The organism is Streptomyces sp. NPDC127117, from assembly GCF_042677325.1.
Taxonomy (GTDB): Bacteria; Actinomycetota; Actinomycetes; order Streptomycetales; family Streptomycetaceae; genus Streptomyces.
Map to the genome: position 1 here is coordinate 14,519 of NZ_JBHXTM010000076.1, position 17,530 is coordinate 32,048.

7 protein-coding genes are annotated in these 17,530 nt (G+C 70.0%); 2 read left to right on the forward strand and 5 right to left on the reverse strand.

Annotation, left to right across the window (positions count from 1 at the left end; genetic code table 11):
- Positions 1-20: 20 nt before the first annotated feature.
- From ACFVH0_RS37130 to ACFVH0_RS37140, 3 genes are read right to left on the reverse strand one after another with little or no spacing between them, the layout of a single operon-like run.
- Entirely contained in the window at positions 21-1,703 is a 1,683-nt protein-coding gene (locus ACFVH0_RS37130) for a phytoene desaturase family protein (protein ID WP_385827633.1), read from the reverse strand.
- A complete protein-coding gene (locus ACFVH0_RS37135) occupies positions 1,693-11,196 on the reverse strand; it encodes an amino acid adenylation domain-containing protein (RefSeq protein WP_385827635.1) in 9,504 nt (3,167 codons plus the stop codon). Before ACFVH0_RS37135 ends, ACFVH0_RS37130 begins: the two co-directional genes overlap by 11 nt.
- Before the next feature lie 50 nt (positions 11,197-11,246).
- Positions 11,247-12,188, reverse strand: a complete 942-nt coding sequence (locus ACFVH0_RS37140; protein ID WP_385827637.1) for a sterol desaturase family protein — start codon at positions 12,186-12,188, stop codon at positions 11,247-11,249.
- Positions 12,189-12,539: 351 nt separating this feature from the next.
- Here ACFVH0_RS37140 and aroQ point away from each other — a divergent pair, with 351 nt between their 5' ends.
- The gene (aroQ, locus tag ACFVH0_RS37145) at positions 12,540-13,187 is read left to right on the forward strand and encodes a gamma subclass chorismate mutase AroQ (protein ID WP_385827639.1); all 648 of its coding nucleotides are present in this window, start codon (positions 12,540-12,542) and stop codon (positions 13,185-13,187) included.
- 76 nt (positions 13,188-13,263) lie between these two features.
- Here the strand turns inward: aroQ and ACFVH0_RS37150 are convergent, their stop codons facing one another.
- Positions 13,264-14,772: a glutamate synthase subunit beta gene (locus ACFVH0_RS37150; protein ID WP_385827641.1), complete on the reverse strand. Its 1,509-nt coding sequence runs from the start codon at positions 14,770-14,772 to the stop codon at positions 13,264-13,266.
- Positions 14,773-15,030: 258 nt separating this feature from the next.
- On the opposite strand from ACFVH0_RS37150, the gene ACFVH0_RS37155 reads away from it, so the two are divergent.
- On the forward strand, positions 15,031-15,621 hold the full coding sequence (locus ACFVH0_RS37155) for a lytic polysaccharide monooxygenase (RefSeq protein WP_385827643.1): 591 nt from the start codon (positions 15,031-15,033) through the stop codon (positions 15,619-15,621).
- Positions 15,622-15,725: 104 nt separating this feature from the next.
- Here the strand turns inward: ACFVH0_RS37155 and ACFVH0_RS37160 are convergent, their stop codons facing one another.
- Positions 15,726-17,414 carry a hypothetical protein gene (locus ACFVH0_RS37160; protein WP_385827645.1) on the reverse strand — a complete coding sequence of 563 codons (1,689 nt, stop codon included), beginning with the start codon at positions 17,412-17,414 and terminating at the stop codon, positions 15,726-15,728.
- Between the last annotated feature and the right edge of the window lie 116 nt (positions 17,415-17,530).

Consider the following 17,530-nt stretch of genomic DNA (forward strand, 5'->3'; position numbering starts at 1 on the left):
GAACCTGTTCTCCTCGGTACTCATGTGCGGGTGTCACCACGCATGGACCAGTTGTCGAGCTGGGGCAGTCGGCCCAGCTTTCCCGGATGCCAGGGTTCGGTGCCCCGGCTCTCTGATGCCGTGAACCCGCGCCCGAGCTCATCGCAGAGGTACTGGACGACGAAGCGCCCGGTGGACGCGGCGCGGATCAGGCCGCCCATGCCGACCCACTGCCCGGCCATCGAGAATCCGCGCAGGCCCGGCAGGCGCATGCGGTCCTTGCCGACCAGCTTGGCCGCGATGTCGTCGGCCTCGGAGAACGCCTTCCACGCCAGGATGGAACCGTCGTAATTGCCGGTGTAGCGGCGGGTCGTCGCCGGGGAGGCGACATCGACCAGTTCGATCCGCTCGCCCACGCCCGGCAGCCGACGCTCCAGGAACCCCCGCACGAAGTCGGCCACTTGGCGCTTCTTCGCGCGGTACTCCTTGCGGTCGGCGGCGCGCAGCGCCTTCCAGTACGCGAAGTCGCTGAAGTAGGTGCAGTGGATGACCGATCTTCCCGGCGGGGCGAATCCGTCCGAGTAGTCGGAGCGCATCTGCACCACCACGCTGCTCTGCAGGGCACCGGGCAGTTGCTCGGCGTCCTGCGGGTCGAGCAGGTACGTGGTGCTGTGGGCCCGGTCGGGGCCCAGCTCGCCCTGGATGCCGACGAAGGCGGAGACCACCGCGGGGAACAGCGTGCCGGGGCGGTTCAGCAGTTCGTCGTAGAGCTTGTCGATCCGCGGTCCGGTGTACCGGCCCTGCAGCAGGCCCTGGATCGTGGTGTGGCCGTCGCAGGCCGAGACGACGTGGTCGGCGTAGTACCGCTTGCCGTTGCGCAGTTCGATCCCGACGGCGCGCCCGTCCTCGACCAGGATCCGTTCCACCCGTGCCCGGTAGCTGATCTCGCCGCCGAGCCCGGTGTAGCGCTCCTCGATCGACCGGGCCAGGCCGAGCGACCCTCCTTGTGGGAACCCGGCGTTCTGGTGGTGGGCTCCCGCCATGTTGAACAGGTACGGCAGGAGCGGGAAGCCCTCCGGGTCCTGGAAGAAGATGTTGCGGAACGCCCTGCGGAGCAACGGGTCCTGGAACCGGTCGGCGAACTCGTGCATCGGCGTGGCCGCCGTGCGCCAGAACAGCCGGAACGCGGGCAGGACGGTGCGCAGCAGCGCCGCTCTCTCCCGTACGGTGCGCAGGGCCGGGGCGGTCAGGAACGGATACAGCTCGATGTCGGCGAACCGGCGCAGGTCCCGGCAGAAGGAACGGATCAGCCGGGCGTCGTCGGGCGAGATGCCCAGCAGGTGCTGTTCCAGCCGGTCCGGGTCGTTGTAGAAGGTCACGGACCGGCCGGTCTCGTCGACGACCCGGTTGAACATGTCGAAGTTGGTGATGGTCTTGCCGTCGAGTGCCCCCAGTTCGCGCCACACCTGGTTGGCGTCGTTGCCGGTGGCCGTGCCGATCAGCCATTCGATGCAGTAGTCGAAGATGTAGCCTTCGCGCGACCAGGCCGTGCAGCAGCCACCGGGCAGCACATGCTTCTCGAAGATGCGCGAGCGCATCCCGTTCATCTGCGCGTAGCACCCGGTGGACATTCCCGCGACGCCCGCGCCGATCACGATGACCCGGGGGCTGCCGTCCTTCTCCCGGCCGGGGACGCTCCACTCGTCCTCCGCCTCATCGGACATCGGCGCCGCCCTCCTGGAGGATGCCGCGCACCAGCTCGGCGTTGCGCGCCGCGTGCTTGGGGTCGAGCATGTCGGCGTGGATCCCGGAGCCGCGCAGCACGGCGTTGGCCGTGGTCGAGCTGCCGTGCCAGGTGCCGGACGCGCCCGCGGCGTAGAGTGCGGTCTTCTCCTCGTCGGTGATCACACTGACGGTTGCGGACACCGTTCCGAGGTTCGGGGTGCGCCCGGAGAAGGCCAGGTACTCGGCGGCGTGGTCGAGGGTCTCGCGGGCCACGGCGTCCGATCCGGTGTGTTTGCGCAGGTGTTCCGTCAGTTCCGCCTCGAAGAACTCGATGTGCTCGGGGCCGGGTTCGTACGCCTCGACGATGCGGTGCGAGTCCAGCACGATCACATGGGCGACGTCGCGGCCCCGGTTCTCCAGTTCCTTGGCCACCTCGAAGGCGAGGTTGCCGCCGAGCGAGTAGCCGAGCAGCAGGCACTTGCCCTCGGGCCGCTGGGATTCGACGAGGTCGGCGTAGCGGACCACCTTGTCGGCGCCCGGGACGTAGTTGAAGGCGATCAGCCGGTACTCGGGCAGTGTGGCGGCGAATCCCCGGTAGACGAGTCCGTGGCCGCCCGCCGGCGGGAAGCAGAACACGGTCGGCTCCCGTTCGCTGTTGAAGCTGAGGCAGGGCAGGTCGTCGGAGACGTTTCCGGTGGCCATTCGCTCCAGCGTCGTGGCCATCCCGTGCAGGGTTGTGACCCGGTACAGGAGGCTGACGGGGATGCCGACGCCGAATTCCTTGCGGAGCCGGTGGATCAGCTCGATCAGCTTGATGGAGCTGCCGCCGACCTCGAAGAACTCCTGTGTCAGGCCAACCCGTTCCAGTCCGAGCAGTTCCTCCCAGTGCCGGGCCATGCTCAGCTCGAAGGGTGTGCGCGGTGTCTCCTCGGGCGCGTCGTCCGCGTCGGGCCGGGGCACCGGCAGGGAAGCGAGGTCGACCTTGCCGTTGGCGGTCAGCGGCAGCTGCGGGAGTACGACGAAGTGTGCCGGAACCATGTACGCGGGCAGCCGGTCCCCGAGGTGCCGGCGCAGCGCACGCCCGTCCGGTGTGGCTCCCTGGGCCGGTACGCAGTAGGCGACGAGCACGTCCTCACCTCGGGCGTCGGGGCGCACCGTGACGACCGTCCGGGCCAGCTCGGGCCGCTGCGCGAGGTGTGCCTCGATCTCGCCGATCTCGATGCGATGGCCCCGGAGCTTGACCTGGTCGTCGAACCGGCCGAGGAGATGGACCCGGCCGTCCGCGTCCCAGCGTGCCGCGTCGCCGCTGCGGTAGAGGCGTACGGGGGCGGCGTCCGGCTCACGGCTCAAGGTCCGGGTGACGAAGCGCTGGTCCGTCAGCTCGGGGTCGCCGGCGTACCCGAGCGCGACGCCCTCGCCGCCGATCCACAGTTCGCCGGGTACACCGGGCGGCACCGGCTCGCCGTGCCGGTCGAGCACATGGAGCGTGCTGTTGCCCAGGGGGTGTCCGATCGGTACCGTCCGGCCGGGTTCCAGGTCGTCGACGGGCCCTTCGAAGAAGGCGCTGTCGATGGTCGCCTCGGTGACCCCGTAGGAGTTGATCAGTCGGGTGCCGGGCCCGCACAGGTCGTGCAGCCTGCGGTACTCCCCGGCCTTCCACACGTCGGACCCGACGACCAGCAAACGCATGAAGTCCAGGCGTCGGCCCCAGCGTTCGCAGTGGTCCATGAGGCCGCGTACGACGGCGGGGACGAACTCCGCGCAGTCGACGCGCTCCTTGCGCATGGTGGTGTAGAGGCGTTCGGTGTCGAAGAGCAGGTCGCGGTCGACCAGCACCAGGCTGCCGCCCGAGCACAGCGCCCGCACCACGTCGCCGGTGAAGACGTCGAACGACGGGGCGGCCATCTGGAGGTGCACCCGCACGTCGCGGTCAAGCCGGTACTCCTGGAGCCAGGCCGCGTAGGCCGAGGCGAGGTTGCGGTGGCTGACCCGCACGGCCTTGGGCAGGCCGGTCGAGCCGGAGGTGTGGATGATGTAGGCGGTCGAGTCGGGGCCGACGACCGGGTCATCGGCCCCAGGCCCACTCGCGTTCCGGCCGTCCGGCTCGGGAGCCGCGTCCGGGTCCGCCTCGTACAGTTCCCGCAGTGCGAGTGTCCGGACCGGCAGCCCCGCCGGCCGGTCCCGGCGGGCGTCGTCCTCGACGACGACGAGGGTGGCGCCCGCGGCCCGTACGGTCTGGGCGGCGCGGTCGGCCGGGTGGTCGGCGGGGATCGGGAGGTAGGCCCCGCCGGCCTTGAGGACGGCGAGCAGCGCGATGATGAGTTCGGGTGACTTGTCCAGGCAGAGCGCCACCACCGACCCCGCACCGGTCCCGAGCCCGCGCAGCCGCCGGGCCAGCTCGCCCGACCTGCGGTCGAGTTCCGCGTACGTCAGCCGGTGCGCCGCCCCCTGGAGCGCCGGGACCGTGATGGCCACGGCGTCCGGGCAGCGGGCGGCGGTCTCACTGATCAGCTGATGCACCGGGCGAAAGCCGTCCGCCTCGCTCTCCCCCGCTGCCGGGGGCAGTGCGGTGCGCCCGGCGCCGCTCCATTCGCCGACCAGCCGCTCCCGTTCCTGGGCGCCCAGCATCTCCAGCCGGGAGGTGGGCCGGTCCGCCGGGGCGCGGGTCATGCTGTCGAGCAGTGCGGTGTAGTGCGATGCCATCCGCCGCATGGTCTCCGGCAGGAACAGGTCGGTGTTGTACTTCAGGACGCAGTGGAAGCGGTGCTCCGCCTCGTCCTCGTACACCGACAGCGTCACATCGAACTGACCTTCTTCTTCGGGGAGTTCGATGTACTGGAGCCGGTAGCCGTACTTCTCGGTGGCGACCTTGTGGGTGAGCAGGATGAACATGGCCTGGAACACCGCGGAGCGGCTGGGGTCGTGCTGGAGTCCCAGCTTGTCGACCAGGAGGACGAACGGGTACTCCTGGTTGTCCAGGCCGCCCAGCACGGTGGTGCGGACCTCTTGCAGCAGCCGGGCCACCGAGAGGTCGTCGGACAGATCCGCGTGCAGCGGGAGCGGGTTGACGAAGTAGCCGTAGACGGAGGCGAATTCCTGCTCGGTCCGGCCGGTCACCGGACTGCCCACGATGACCTGGTCCTGGCCGGAGTAGCGCTGCAGCAGCACGTAGTAGGCGCTCAGCAGCACCATGAACGGAGTCACATCGTGCTCGCGGGCCAGGGCGTGCACCCGGGCGCTCAGCTCGGTGTCCAGGACGAAGAACTCGGAGGCGCCGTTGTGTGTCTGCACGGCGGGGCGGGGCTTGTCGACGGGGAGTTCGAGGGTCGGTACCTCGGCCGGCAGGTGGGAGCGCCAGTAGTCGAGCATGCGCGGCGCGGCGGGCCCGGCCAGGAAGCGGTTCTGAGCGTTGAGGAAGTCCAGGTAGCGGGCGGTGACGGGTGGCAGCGAGGGGGCCTGGCCGTGGCGCAGCCCCTCGTACACCGCCAGGAGCTCCTCGATGAAGGTGAAGGTCGAGATCGCGTCGGAGACGATGTGGTGCACCGCCTTCATGATCACCCAGCGGTCGGGGGCACGCTTGAAGAGGCGGAAGCGGAAGAGCGGGTCGGTCTCCAGGTCGTACGGCTTGCGGTACTCGGCCACGATCGTGCGATGGATGTCTTCCCACTCCTGGTCCTGCACGTCGAACAGGGCGACGTCCGGGCTCGCCTGCGGCGAAACTTTTTGCAGCGGTACGCCGTCGACCGTGAGGAAGTTGGTCCGCAGCGCGGGGTGTCGGTCCACCATGCAGCGCACGGCCTCGAACATGAGGTCGGGATCGAGCGCGACCCGGACTTCGACGGCGCCGCCGATGTTGTACGCGTAGCCCTCGGGGTTGAGCTGCCTGAGGAACCACAGGGCCTTCTGGTTCTGCGTCAGCGGGTGGCTGAGTTCGTCCTCGTACACCTCGACTTCGGCCGCTTCGCCGCCGCCGGCCTCGAGGGCGACCAGCTCGGCCAGGGCGTCGTGGAGCTGTGTGATCAGCTCGGCGACCGGGGTGCCGCTCAGCAGTGCCACGACGGGCGGGGCGACGCCGAGCTCGGAGCTGACCCGGGCGCGCAGCTCCATCGCCAGAAGCGAGTCGAGTCCCAGCGCGTTGAGCCCGGCCTGCGGGTCGATCCGGTCGGGGCCGGTCCGCAGTACCGAGGCGGTCAGCTCGATGAACCGCCCGGTCACCAGAGTCAGGCGCTCCGCCGTGTCGGCGGAGCGGAAGGCTTCGAGGATGCCCTCGCCCGGCCCGGTGGGCGTCTTGGCGGGGGCGGCCGCCGCCAGTTCGGCGACCAACCGGGGCGGTGCGGTGTACCAGGCCTGGAAGACCGGCCAGTCGACGACCGTGGCGACGAGCAGCTGGGCGCGGTCCTGGCCGATGACACGTTCCAGCACGGCCATGCCGACGTCCGGTGCGAGCGAACTCATCCCGCGGCTGTGGAGGTAGTGGTCGACGAGCCCCAGCTCCTCGATCATGCCGGTGGCCCAGGGGCCCCAGTCCACGCTCAGTCCCGGCAGTCCGAGTGCCCGGCGGTGCTGGGCCAGCGCGTCCAGGAACGCGTTACCCGCGGCGTAGTTGGTCTGGCCCGCCGTGGTGAGCAGCGAGGCGATCGAGGCGAACAGTACGAAGTGGTCGAGCGGTTCGTCCCGGAGGTGGCGGTGCAACAGGTGGGCACCGATGGCCTTCGGGTCGTGGGCCTCGGAGAACGTCCGGTGGTCCATGTCTTCGACGAGGGTGTCACGGACCTGACCTGCGAGGTGGAACACGCCACGGATCGGCAGCGGGTCGGTGCGCCGGTGGGCGTCCAGCCAGGCCGTGAAGGCGGTTTCATCGGTGATGTCGAGCGGGGCCAGGACGACCCGTGCCCCGAGCGCCTCCAGTTCCTTGACGAAGGCGGTGGCACGGCCCGCGGCGGTGTCGGGGCCCAGCTCCCGCCAGGCGGAACGCTCCGGCAGCGCGGTGCGTCCGATCAGGATCAGACTGCGCGCCCCACGCCGGACCAGCGTCCGGCAGAGCAGTCGGCCGAGCGCTCCGAAGGCGCCGGTGACCAGGTAGTCCGCGTCGGTGCGCAGTCGCAGCGGGAGGGGATGCGTCAGCTGTTCGGCCCTCCGGATGCGGCTGGTGCGGCGGGCCGTGCCACGGAACGCGATCTCCTCCTCGTCGTCGCTCAGGAGCTCAAGCAGCAGTGCGTGGGCCTCGGCCCGGCACTCCTCGTCGCCCGGCACCCGGGGGTCCAGGTCGATCAGTTTGCCGGGGTGGGAGGTCAGCTCCTGGTGCCTGAGCACCCGGCCCACCCCCCACGCGGGCGCTCCCAGCGGTTCGACGGTCTCGCCGGGCTCGACGTGCTGGGCGCCGCGGGTCACGATATGCAGCCGGCCCGCCGCCCCGCGGCGGAGCAGTGTCCGGGCGAGCGCGACCAGTGAGTAGGCTCCGGTGCCGCTGTGCCGTGCGAGGTCCTGCGGCGAGGTCTCGGCGAGCTGCGGCAGATCGAGGTTCCACAGATGCACGATGGACCCGACGGGCCTCACGTCGCCTTCGCCGACGCCGTGTCGGCCGTCCTTGCCTTCGTTCAGGTCCGAGAAGAGCCGCTCCAGGTCGGAGGCGGACCCCGGGGCCACGGTGAACTCGCTGTCTTCGCCACCTCTTCTGTACGTGTCGCCGGGGCGCACCAGGTGGCAGCGCTCGCCCCGCGCGGCGAGCAGGGCGCTCAGGGCGTCGCCGACGCCCCGGCTGTCGGCGAAGATCAGCCAGTCACCGCCGGTGGACCCGGCGGGCCGGCTCGCAGCGCCGGTCGCCGCTCCGTGCTCGGCCTCGTCCATCGTGGGTTCGACGGGGCTGTCGATCCAGACGGTCTCGGCGAGCCAGGAGTCGATCGTGCCGAGCCCGACCGTGGTGGACGCCTTCTCCACGTCGGCGGCGCGGAATCCGTTGATGCCGCCGAGGGGTTCGCCGCTGTCCGCGTATACGGCCATGTCCCCGACGAGTTCGTCCGCGCCGTCGCGGGTCACCGTGGCGTGTACCCAGATCGGCCGGTCCCCCACCGGGGCGAGGCGCAGTTCCTCGATCGACAGGGGCAGGCGGATTCCGGTGGTCTGCCGCCCCGGTCCGCCCGCGTCTGTGTCTTCGGCATCGAGCAGCTGTGTCGTCAGCAGCGACTGGAAGCAGGCGTCGAGCAGTACGGGATGGATGTGGTGGCCGGCCGCGTCGTCACCGATCGCCGTGGGCGGGCGGAGCCGGGCGAGCACCTCTCCGGAGCCGATCCACACCTCGTCGATGGCGCGGAACGCGGGCCCGTAGTGGTAGCCGAGGGCGGCGAGCTCCGTGTAGCAGTCCTCGCCGTCGAGCCGGCGCCGGGCGCGGGCCCGGAGGGCTTCGGTGTCGGCGGGGGGCCCTGCCGGTCGTGGCTGCCCCGAGCGCACGACTCCGCCGGCGTGCACGGCCCGGGCGCCCTCGTCCTGCCCCTTGGACGCGATCGTGAACGCCGCGTTCTGCGAGGAGAGGGTCAGACGTACGGCGCGGTCCTCGCCCTCGGGCAGGAACAGTGCCTTGCGGAACTCGATGTCCGTCAGCACGACGTGTGTGCCGCCGGTGAGGGAGCGAACGGCCTGCGTGGCCATCTCCAGGTATCCCGCTGCCGGGAAGACCACGGTGGACTGGATGCGGTGGTCGTCGAGGTAGGGCAGCCGCTCGGTGTCGAGCGTGGTGTCCCAGGTCGGTTCGGTGTCCGCGGTGCGACGGCCAAGCAGCGGGTGGTCGATGTGGCCGAGGCGCACCTGGGCCACGGGGGCGGGCTCCGTCCAGTAGCGGTCGCGCCGCCACGGGTAGCGGGGCAGGACCACCGGTCTGCCCGCCGGGTGCAGGGTGTTCCAGTCGATGGGGAGGCCGAGGTTGTGCAGCTCCGCCAGAGAGGCGGCGAAGCGTTCCGGTTCGTTCTCCTGGCGGCGGATCGACGGCAGGGTGCGTACGGGCATGCCCCGGTCTTCGAGGCACTCCCGGATGGAGTGGCCGAGCACCGGGTGCGGACCGATCTCCAGGAACAGTCCGTATCCGTCGGCGGCGAGCCGGTCGACGGCCGAGCGGAAGCGGACCCGGTGGCGGACGTTCTTCCACCAGTAGCTCGCGTCCAGCTCACTGCCGTGCGCCGTGCCTTCCTGCCCGGTCAGGTAGAGCGGAACCGTCGCCGCCCGGGGGGCGAGATCGTCCAGCGAGGCCAGGAGTTCGTCCTTGATCGCCTCCATGCCCGCGCTGTGGTACGGAACCTGCACCGTGAGGAACTTGGCGAAGACCTGTTCCGCGTGCAGCCGGTCCGCCAGCTCGGCCAGCGCGTCGCGGTCGCCGGCCAGGGTGACCGCCGAGGGGCTGTTGACCGCGGCCACGGACACCCGGTCGCCGAACGCGGCCACCCGGGCCTGCGCCTCGTCCTCGGGCAGGCTCACGGCGAGCATGGTGCCGGTGCCGGTCAGTTTCTGCTGGAGGCGGCTGCGATGCATCACCACCTTCACCGCGTCCTCCAGGGAGTAGACCCCTGCCTCGTAGAAGGCGGCGGCCTCTCCGGTGCTGTGTCCGACGATCGCGTCCGGCCGTACGCCGTAGTGGCGCCACATGGCCGCGAGTCCTACCTGGACGGCGAAGTTGGCCGGCTGGGCGAGCCAGGTCTCAGCCATGCGCGAGCCGGCTTCGTCGGCCTTCATCTCCTCGATCAGGGACCAGCCCGCGATCGAACGGATGGCCTGGTCGCAGCGGGTGACCGCGTCCCGGAACACCTTGTCGGTGTCGAGCAGTTGGCGGCCCATTCCCCACCACTGCGGGCCCATTCCGGTGAAGACCCAGACCAGGCCGCGCTGTTCGGCTTCGAGCTGCTTGCCGTGGACGACTGCGGGGTGCGGTTCGCCGCACAGGAAGGCGCCGAGTGCCTCGTCCAGTCCGGCCCGTGAGGAGTACACGACGGAGAGCCGCGACTCCAGGTGCTGGCGACGGTGGGCCAGTGTGTAGCCGAGGTCGGGCAGCGATACCTCGGGCCCGTTCGCTCCTGACAGCTCACGGCGGATGCCTGCCGCCACCTCCGGCAGGGCTTCCGGGATGCGGGCGGTCAACGGGAGGAGATTCCAGTCCCGTTCACCGGTCGGGGCCGGCGGGGCGCTCCTGTCCGGTGCCTGCTCCAGCACGACGTGCGCGTTGGTGCCGCCGAACCCGAACGAGTTCACCCCGGCCCGTGCCGGCCCCTCGTGTGCCGGCCATCGGGTGGGCTCGGTCGGGATGCGGTACGGGGAGTCCCCCTGGTCGATGGCGCTGTTCAGCTGCTCCAGGTTGATGTGGGGCGGGATGAGGCGGTGCTTGAGGCAGAGCACGGTCTTGATCAGGCCGGCGATGCCCGCCGCCGATTCGGTGTGCCCGATGTTCGTCTTGACGGAGCCCACATAGCAGGGGGCGTCCGGTCGGCGGCCCTCCGCCAGGGCGCGGCTCAGGGCGTTGGCCTCGATGGGGTCGCCCACGGGCGTGGAGGTGCCGTGCGCCTCCACGTACTGGAGGTCGCCGGGGGTGATGCCGGCCTCGCCGCAGACGCGCCGGATGAGGGAGACCTGGGCGTCTGCGTTGGGCACGGTGATGCCGTTGGTCCGGCCGTCCTGGTTGACCCCGGCACCGAGGATCACCGCGTGGATGGGGTCGCCGTCACGCAGCGCGTCGTCGAGCCGCTTGAGTGCGACCAGGCCGACGCCCTCGGCCCGTACGTAGCCGTTGGCCGTGGCGTCGAACGCGCGTGAACGGCCGTCGGGCGACAGGAATCCGCCCTTGGTCTCGGCGATGGTGTACTGCGGCGCCATGTGCAGCAGGACGCCGCCGGCCAGTGCGAGATCGGTCTCCCGGTTGTTGAGGCTCTGGCAGGCGAGGTGCACCGCCACCAGGGAAGAACTGCACGCGGTGTCGAGCGACAGGCTCGGTCCACGGAAGTCGAAGCAGTACGAGAGACGGTTCGAAACCATCGTCATCATGGTGCCGGTGGCGGTGTGGGCCGCGAGTGACGAGAAGCCCAGGTCGGAGAACTGCAGGATCTTGTAGTCCAGCGTGAACGCGCCGACGAACACGGCGGTATTGCTGCCGGCGAGCTCCGCGGGCCGCTGCCCACCGTCCTCCAGCGCCTCCCACGCGACTTCGAGCAACTTTCGCTGCTGCGGGTCCATGTGATCGGCCTCGCGCGGGCTGATGCCGAAGAAGGCGGGATCGAATTCGTCGAAACCGTCGATATAACCACCGCGGCCGCCGATCAGGCGTCCGGGTTTCTCCTTGTGTTTGCTGCCGAGACTGCCGACGTCATAGCGATCGGCCGGTGTCGGTGTGATGCAGTCCTTGCCCTCCATGAGATTCTGCCAGTAGGCGCGGTGGTCCGACGCGCCGCCGGGCAGTCGGCACCCCATGCCGATGATCGCTACTTTTTCGCTCACAGAGGCACTGTTCACGTCGGGCAAGGCTGTAACTCCTAAAGTCGTGACGCCGCGGACCGGCATGCAAGGGCAGTTCAGGCAGAACCGGTCCCGGGCCCCTTCGCGCGGCGCAAGGGGTGGAGAAGACTGGCGACGATCTCTCCGGTACGGGGAAAGGACGCGGGATCGCCCAGCCCGACCGAGACCGGTTCGCGGCCGGGCCGCCAGGTGTAGCTGTCGAAGACGTGGTCCCAGATCGACAGGTCCGAGCCGTAGTGGCCCGCCTCGGACAGGTCGGTGCTGTGGTGCAGCCGGTGCTGCTCGGGACTGGCGAGCACATGATTGAGCCGGCCGATGCGCACGTCGATGTTGGCATGGACGAAATAGCCCTGGGCAGCCACAAAAAGGCCCACGATGAACACGGAATCGCGGGAGAAGCCAACCATCGCCAGAGCGAGCTGAACGGTTCCCTGTGCGAGAACGATGTCGAGGACGTGGTTGACGCCGTTATTGGCGACGTTGACCTTTTCCGGCACATGGTGCACGCCGTGCAGCCGCCACAATATCGCATTGGTATGACCGAGCCTGTGCACCAGATAACTGGCCAGCGAACCGGTCAGCAAGGCCGCCGGTATTTCCGCCCAGAGATTCAGATCTGATTCGCGCGTCGATACTTCGGATACGACTGCGGAGACAAGATACTGCGCGAATGCGCTGGCCACCATCGTCAGCAGAAAATAGACCCCGTACCAGCGCCATTCACCGGCGTTCGGATGCCAGGACCGGCGATACGGAATCAGCCGTTCGAGCACGGTGAGATAGGAAATGACACTGAGCAGGAAGAGCGGACTCACATGCTCCGGATCCCAGTCGAGACAGAGTGCCGCAGCACCCACCGAGACCGCACCCGCCAGCAGGAGCGGGTACGCCGCCACACGCAGGACCGCGTGCACGGCAGACACCGAGGCGCCTTTCCCTCCGGCCCCACCGGAATCCACCTCCGGATCACCGCCGGGCAGCGGCTCACAGTTTTCCACTCACAGCACCTTTACGAAAGGAACCAGCGCAGCACAGTGCACAAGCCAGAAAGGAGTTGAAAATTACTACGCGCGCGGGCGCAGGGAACCGGCGCACCGGCCGCCACCTGTCACACGCGATGAAATATGGGCTGAAGTGTGGTGGGGGCCGCTTCTTGGACCCCGCGGACCCAAGAACCGTCTCCGGTCGGCCCGCTCTACTAATTTTTCCCCACCCGGCGACCTCAACCGTCGAATTCAAGCCGCATGCGACTACCCGGTGACGGCCCTGACGAGAATTGCCAGTGAGGCTCTGACCATTCAGTCCGCCATGAATATGAATTATTAGTAATACTGACCCGAGGAGTCTCCGTGCGCCGAATTTCGCCCTCGCGCCACCTGATGACTGCCGCACTCGCGGCAGCGCCCCTGCTCGCCGGAGCGGGCACTGCGGCCCCGCCCGCCACGGCCGCCGCGCTTCCCGGCGGCACTACCCAGGTGTCCCCCCTGCACGCCGTCGCCGAGCTCTCCGCCCGGCGACTCGCCACCGGTGACCTGGTCGCCGCGGCCAAGTGGGGAACCGGCAGCCCGGTCGACGACCCGGTCAGGGAGCGGCAGGTGCTGGATTCCGCGGCTGCGCGGGCCGGGAAGCTGGGAGCGGACCCACGGCTGACCAGGCTGGTCTTCCGCGACCAGATCGAGGCGAACAAGGCGGTGCAGCGCGGGCTGCACCGGCTGTGGCGGGACCACCCCTCCGAGGCACCGGCCGCGCGTCCCCGCCTCGATGACGTACGCAAGGAGGTCGACCGGCTCAACGAGGCGCTCGTCCGGGCGGTCGCCGACTCGGCACCGTACCGGCGGGCCGCTCCGCTGTGCCGGGTCGCGCTGGGCATCTCGGCGGGACATGTGAGCCGTGAAAGGGGTCTCGACGAGCTGCACGCGAGCGCTCTGGCCGGTTCCCTCAAGTCCGTCTGCGGCAGTACGCCGGGTAATAATCGGCTTGAAGTACACGGCGCGTAAATGTTGAACGCGCCCCCAATCCCACGACCACCGGCCCGTACGGCTGGTTTACGCAGCGGGTACTCGGCCGGTCCGGTCAGGCGACCAAGGGCCGGTCCTGTGGTGCGATCGGCGCCGGGAGCACTGTGGAACCGCTCAGATAGCGGTCCGTCGCGGCCGCGACAGACCGTCCTTCCGCGATGGCCCACACGACGAGGGACTGGCCGCGCCCCGCGTCACCGGCGATAAAGATCCCGTCCGTCCGGCCTCGGGCGGCCCGGCCGGACGGCTCCGATGTCTCGGCCCCGAAGCCGGCATTCCGGGCGAAGTTCCCCCGGCCGTCCAGGGTGAGTCCCAGCTGCCGCATCAGCCCGGTGTCACGTTCGGGGCCGTGGAAGCCGAGCGCGAGCAGCACCAGATCCGCCGGGATACGTCGTTCGGTGCCCGGGAGCGGCCTTCTGGCCTCCGGTTCCACTTCCGCGAGGCGCAACTCGTACACCCGCCCGGTCCCGTCGCCCTCGAAGCGGAGGGTGGCCGAGGCGAAGACACGCGGGTCCGTGCCCTCGCGGCCCCGGGCCTCCTCATGAGCATGGGATATCCGGTAGACCTTCGGGTAGACGGGCCAGGGCTCGCTGTCGGACCGGTCGTCGCCGGGCTCCGGATTGATGTCCAGCTGCACCACGGAGGCGGCCCCCTGACGCAGTGCGGTGCCCATGCAGTCCGACCCGGTGTCCCCTCCCCCGATGATCACCACGTGCTTGCCCTCGGCGGTGACGTCCGAAGCGTCGCAGTCGCCCTGGGTTACCCGGTTGGCCAGGGTCAGATAGTCCATGGCCTGGTGGATGCCGTGCAGCTCACGCCCCGGCACGGGCAGCTCCCGCCGGCCGCACGCACCCACGGCGATGACGACCGCGTCGTGCCGCTCGGTGAGCTCGGCGGCGTCGAGATCACTGCCGATCTCCACACCCGTGCGGAATTTGGTGCCCTCCGCCCTCATCTGCTCGATGCGGCGGTCCAGGTGGCGTTTCGCCATCTTGAACTCGGGGATGCCGTAGCGCAGCAGTCCGCCGATGCGGTCGGCGCGTTCGTAGACGGCGACGGTGTGGCCGATTCTGGTGAGCTGCTGTGCCGCGGCCAGGCCCGCCGGGCCGGAGCCGACGACGGCGACAGTCTTCCCGCTGAGCCGCTCGGGCGGCCTCGGTGCCGCGTACCCGCGTTCCCAGCTCTGGTCGGCGATCGCCTGCTCGACGTTCTTTATGGTCACCGGGTCGGCGTTGATGGTCAGCACACAGGCGTCCTCGCACGGGGCCGGGCACAGGCGTCCGGTGAATTCGGGGAAGTTGTTCGTCGCGTGCAGCCGCTCGGCCGCGGCCCGCCAGTCCTCCCGCCTGGCGTAGGTGTTCCACTCGGGGATGAGGTTTCCCAGTGGGCAGCCGCTGTGGCAGAACGGGATGCCGCAGTCCATGCAGCGCCCGGCCTGCTCCGACACCAGGGGGAGCCGCGTCTGTCCCGCGTAGACCTCGTTCCAGTCGCTCAGCCGTTCCTGGACGGGGCGTGGCGGGACGGGCCGGCGGGGGAACTTGAGGAAGCCGTGTGGGTCGTTCATGGGCCGCCTCCATCGCTCACTAGCGGTGCGCAGGCGTTTTTGTCAGCGTACGCCTGCTTGGTCCCCCGGCCCACTGTGTCCACGGGCCCCGTTCGGCCCGGTCGCGACCGTCATCGGCCGGTCACCCTGAGGCGCATTACTGGTATGGACATGACCAATCGCCCTGGCTAGTCTCGAAGTTGGTCTAGACCTAGTGGGGTGGTGCGCGCCCTCCCCACTCGTCACGCAGCGCCCCCACACCTCCCTCAGGAGCGAAGCATGCGCAGAAGGATCACCTCGTTCGTACTCGGCCTCGGGATCGCCGGAGCCTCCCTCCTCGTCACCACCGGCAGCGCCCAGAGCCACGGCTACACCGACGCTCCCGTCAGCCGTCAGCAGCTCTGCGGCAACGGCACCGTGCGCAACTGCGGCCAGATCCAGTGGGAGCCGCCGAGCGTCGAGGGTCCGAAGGGCTTCCCCGCCCGCGGCCCGGTCGACGGCACCCTCTGCGCCGGCGGCAACGGCCGGTTCTCCGAGCTCGACGACCCGCGTGGCGGTGCCTGGCCCGCGACGAAGGTCACCGGCGGCCAGAGCTACACCTTCCGCTGGCGCATCGAGGCCCGGCACGCCACGACCGACTTCCGCTACTACATCACCAAGGACGGCTACGACCCCGCCAAGCCCCTCACCAGGGCCGACCTGGATCCGCAGCCGTTCCTGACGGTGCCCTTCGGCGGCCGGCTGCCCGGGTCCACCGTGACCCACGCCGGGGTCCTGCCGCAGAAGTCGGGCAAGCATCTGATCCTCGGCGTCTGGACGATCGCCGACACCGGCAATGCGTTCTACGCCTGCTCGGACGTCACCTTCTGACGCAGGGCCGCCGCCACGAGCCGGGGTTCGGTCCGTACGGCGGGTGCCGGGAAGCACAGCGTGCCCGGCACCCGCCTCTCGAACCGTTCTCCGGTGCGCAACCACTACGGCGTCGCCGCTCCGACGCCGGTGACAGGGCCCTCGATGAACACCGGGGACGGGCCGGCCTCCAACGTGAGGCGGCCGTCCGTCGGTTGCCTGACGGAGCGTCGGCCCCAGGAGTCGACCAGGGTGACCGGGCCGGTCGCCGAGACCGTGAGGTCGCGGGCAGTGGTCGCCCACACCACACGCGTCGTGCCGCTACCGGTGAAACGAACGGAGTGGGCCGGTGCGGCCACTGAGTCGTCACCGGCGTACGTCTTGCCGCCGAGCATCCGGGCCACCACCGCCTGGGCGACCGCGGCGGGCTTCGGTGCGTTGGCGGTGACCGAGACCGGGTTCGCGGCAGTGGGGGTCACCGGCTGCCTGAGCATCCCGAAGTTCTGTTCCGTCGAGGCGGGATCGCTGCCGTCGTCGACCAGGTCGTACCAGTAGACCCGGGTCACACCGTTGGCCAGGCCGGTGGCGTACAGCCGGATCAGGTTGTCGGCCTGCTGGCGCTCCGTGGTGCCGTGGCCGGTGTCGGTGGGCCAGCCCATCTCGCTGAGGATGATCGGCTTGTCCTGGCCGCCGTTGGCGGCGCGGATCCGCTGCCGCAGTCCGGCGATGGTGTCGCCGGTACCGCCCAGCCACTCCGGCCCGCCGGGGAAGTGGTAGGGGTGGACGCTGTAGGCGTCCATCGCCTTGAGCCCGCCGCGGTCGATCAGGTCCGGCGCGAAGCACTTGCTGCCGTCGGCTGGGGTGCAGTTGCCGATGCCGATGGTGGCCGGGCCGACGACCCTGGCGCCCGGGTCCGCGGCCTTCACGGCCTGGTGGACCCCCTTGAGCACCTCCAGGTAGCAGGCGGCGGTCCGTCCGCAGGCGCTGTTGTTGAAGGTGCCCGCGTTGTACTCGTTCAGCACCTCGACGTTGCTCAGGTCGTAGTGTTTGAGCACCGCCGCGGCGAACTTCCCGAAGGCGGCGACACCCTCGGGACTGCTCGGCGTCCGGCCGTTGTCGTAAAGGGAGTTGGCGCCGTTCGCGATGATCATCGGAGTGATGCCCAGCTCACGGGCGTGGGCCATCGTGTCGGAGAAGTCGGCAGGGAAAGTGTAGCTGCCCTTGGTGGTCTCGAACCGGTTCCACCAGGCGTCCTCGCGGATGTGCGCGATGCCCGTCTTCCGTGCCTCGTCCAGCACGTTCAGACCCCAGCCCGCCCGGCCGATGTGTACGGCGGCGCCGAATGGTGAGGCCGGGCCGACCGAACTGTCCGGGACGGGTTCGATGACGGCGAACGAGGTACGCAGGTCGGTCGGATCGGGGGCGGCGCCCGCGTGCAGGGCGAGTTCGAAGTAGCCGGGGGCGAGGTCGGCGACGGGGATGGTGGCCTTCCCGCCGGAGAGCCAGCTGGTGCCACCGCGCACCCGGGTGCCCTGTTCATCGGTGATCGTCCAGGAGACCGAGGCCGCCGACGACCCGAACTCCACCGCTCCCTGGCCCCGTTGGAAGATCAGGCTCGGGGAGGTGACGGACAGGCTGTGCGCCGCGGCCGGGGCGGACGGAGAAATCGCCACGATCAGGGTCAGTGCGAGGGCCGGCGCGAGAGCGAGGGCCGACACGCGGGCGAAGGGTGAGCGACGTCGGAAGCCCGGCCGGTTGCGACGCGGGCGCCGGGAGCCGACCGGATCACCGGTGCCGGTGGTGGTGTGGGTCATGGTGGTTCGCCTCTCACTGCTGAGGGTCGGTGTGGTGCTCGTCAGGGACGTGGGGGCCGGGGGGGGCGGGGGGGGCGGGGGGCCCCCCCCCCGGGGGGGGTTAATGGGGGCACCGG

Excerpts from the sequence above, each read along its gene's own strand:
- ACFVH0_RS37130 (WP_385827633.1), bottom strand. The coding sequence starts at position 1,703 with ATGTCCGATGAGGCGGAGGACGAGTGGAGCGTCCCCGGCCGGGAGAAG.
- ACFVH0_RS37150 (WP_385827641.1), bottom strand. The coding sequence starts at position 14,772 with ATGAACGACCCACACGGCTTCCTCAAGTTCCCCCGCCGGCCCGTCCCG.
- ACFVH0_RS37155 (WP_385827643.1), top strand. The coding sequence starts at position 15,031 with ATGCGCAGAAGGATCACCTCGTTCGTACTCGGCCTCGGGATCGCCGGA.
- ACFVH0_RS37160 (WP_385827645.1), bottom strand. The coding sequence starts at position 17,414 with ATGACCCACACCACCACCGGCACCGGTGATCCGGTCGGCTCCCGGCGC.